General features: G+C 38.7%; 2 protein-coding genes. One reads left to right on the forward strand and one right to left on the reverse strand.

Going from position 1 to position 2,716, the window contains the following annotated elements:
* Positions 1-205: 205 nt before the first annotated feature.
* Entirely contained in the window at positions 206-757 is a 552-nt protein-coding gene (locus tag JOD18_RS24000; RefSeq protein ID WP_338029615.1) for a M15 family metallopeptidase, read from the reverse strand.
* Positions 758-986: 229 nt separating this feature from the next.
* Between JOD18_RS24000 and JOD18_RS24005 the strand changes: the two genes are divergently transcribed.
* Positions 987-1,811: a sugar phosphate isomerase/epimerase family protein gene (locus JOD18_RS24005; RefSeq protein WP_204671996.1), complete on the forward strand. Its 825-nt coding sequence runs from the start codon at positions 987-989 to the stop codon at positions 1,809-1,811.
* Positions 1,812-2,716 lie beyond the last annotated feature (905 nt).

Here is a 2,716-nt window from a genome sequence, read left to right on the forward strand (position 1 = left end):
CTTGTTTTAAATCTTTGTCAAGGAGCCTATTATAGTAACTACAAGCACTTGAGCTTATTGATTTCGTTAAATTTTTCTAGGTGCGAAAGTTGAGTGATTAAAAAAGCAAGCTTATTTCAGCTAAGAGAAATAAACTTGCTTTTTTAGCGGGCGGAAACCATTGGCTCTATGGAAAAAAGTTATCTTTGTTTTAAGAAGGGCACTGTTAATCTGGCCGCTGTCCTTGCTGCAACTCCTGTATAGTGAAACCGAAATCCATTTGGAGGTGAGGATAGTCCTTGAAATGTTCCCAATCGCCACCCCATTCAAAACCAAGATCTTTGGCAATGTCAACAACCTCTAACCAATCAGATTGACCGTTCCCATTCCCATCATAATTTAAATCCCATATCACCTCTCCGTTGTCTGACCGCAAGGCAAAATCAATAGCTAACCCATAGTTATGATAGGATTCGCCCCCTCTTGCATGGGTGACAACAGGACTGTTGTTTTCTCTCCCTTGGGCATACAACTGATCCTGTTCTTCGAAAGACCGATAATCGTCCGTAATGATAATAGAAATCCCAATTTCACCACTTCGTTGTATTAAATCAGCTGTTTTCTCAGCGACAACCGGATGTAATTCTGATGGAAGGTCTGTTATATCTATATCATGGTCAATTTGCTGCTCTACCGTCAGCTGTTCGGGAGCTATAAACAACTGATAGAAGATAAACATAAAAATAAATAGTACGACAAGTTTTAATAATTTCTTCACACATAAGCTCCTTTAAGCTTGTTTCATTCATTCGTTCGACAAGTCTATCAATATTGTAACAAATAATACTAGTTTTTGATATTATAAAGCCTGTTTAGCTACAATCTGATCGTGCCAATACATACAATAAAAAAATTAATAGTTGTTTACTGTTCACTTTGCTAGACGTGTGCTGCAGAAGCATGTAAAGTAAGGGAAGAGCATCAAAATATAGTTGGGAGTGTTGTAGATGATTAGAGGAGTAACTGGTGCAGGGCTTGGTAATATCGATGACAATCAGCGTTTTATTGAATTAGCTGCTGCTTATGGATTTGGAGCAGTCGATCTGGAAGCAAAAAGCTTAATTGATGAGTATGGCGTAGAAGGGGCAAGAGAACTGTTAGATAAGCATAGTATGATTCTCGGTTCTGTTGGGCTTCCGGTTGAATGGCGGCAATCAGAGGAAATATTTCAACGTGACCTTGTGAAACTTCCGGAAGCAGCCAAAGCTGCAGCTGATTTAGGCTGTACACGCTGTTGCACGTATATTTTGCCATCCACTGATCAAAAGTCTGCGCATTTTATGGCTTTAACTATAAAGCGCTTACGAACTTGCGCAGAAATCCTGGATGCCTATGGAGTTCGATTAGGATTGGAATATGTTGGACCACATCACTTAAGAACCGCTTGGCAGAACCCATTTATTTGGACACAGCAGGAAACACTGGATTTGATGGATGCGATTGGTCTTTCAAATGTAGGTCTGCTGCTAGATGCTTTCCATTGGTATACCAATGGCCTCACGAATGAAGATATCTTGGCTCTTTCGAAAGAACAAATTACACATGTGCACATTAATGATGCACCGAATGTTGCGGTCGAGGACGTGCTTGATAATGACCGGCTGTATCCCGGTGAAGGAGTTATAGACCTAAATGGTTTTTTAACCAGCCTAAAAGCAATTGGATATGATGGACCAATTTCACAAGAGGTGTTGACGAAAGAACCGCCAACAGCGTCCGCTGAAGAGTTATTTAGCCGTTCTAAGCAAGGATTTGATAAAGTATTTAAATAAAATGATATGGACAAGCTATGATTCTAGGAAACATAGCTTGTTTTTTTGAATCGAGGTAATAAGAGGTAGACAGAAACGCAGATGAGAAGGCCGCCAACTGTTTACTGTTTCTTTTCTAAATATCTATCATACCTAGTAACCCATTTTTCTAAAACTTGTTTGATGTATGGCATATACGGTATGACCGAGCCAAATCGAAAAAACAGCCTTTAATAAACTAATCCCTTCTATACTTTGACGGCGAATTTAGGCTATTGTTGTTTGTAAAAAAAATGCTCCTGGACTTTTTCGAGGACCAGCAGGATATCTGTATTACCTATGTCATAAGTGCTTTCTTTTGGTCTTACAGGGCATATTTACTCATGTTTGGTAGCCAACTCCTGACATCAAAAAATCTGCTGTGAGGCCTTCCATTGGGGCAACCTCGTCCATCCGCTGGCGCTACCGGTTCTTCTTCCGGTTTGATCTCCGCACTTTCCAAGTTGTTGGTTGTCATGTGATGAACAATCCGGGAGTTAAAGTAGTAGAAAAATTAATTCAAGTTTGGATCACCGCATGTCAGAATGCTCAATTTCCTAAAAAGGTTAGAGGATAAAAAGAAATAACAAGTTCATTTATATTAAATTGTCACCATAGGCTGTCGGTAAATTAATCGACAGTCTATTTTTACAGTTATTTTAATCTTCTATAAAATGGTCTCAAAAATGAGTGTTGTTCGATACAAATAAGGTTGTTAACTTTTAACACTCAAAAGTAATATTTATTCTTGACCTTATCGTAACGGGATAGTTTATATTTTATCTATCTTTGTTAGAAAGCATTCCTGTAATGAAGAAATATGAGGGGAAATGAGCGTAGAATCAATTTTACAGAAAAGAATCCCCCTTGGTAGTATAGAGAGTGTC

It is taken from the genome of Gracilibacillus alcaliphilus (genome assembly GCF_016909015.1).
Taxonomy (GTDB): Bacteria; Bacillota; Bacilli; order Bacillales; family Amphibacillaceae; genus Gracilibacillus; species Gracilibacillus alcaliphilus.

Bases quoted from the DNA above. Each gene is read 5' to 3' on its own strand.
- JOD18_RS24005 (WP_204671996.1), top strand. From the start codon at position 987: ATGATTAGAGGAGTAACTGGTGCAGGGCTTGGTAATATCGATGACAAT.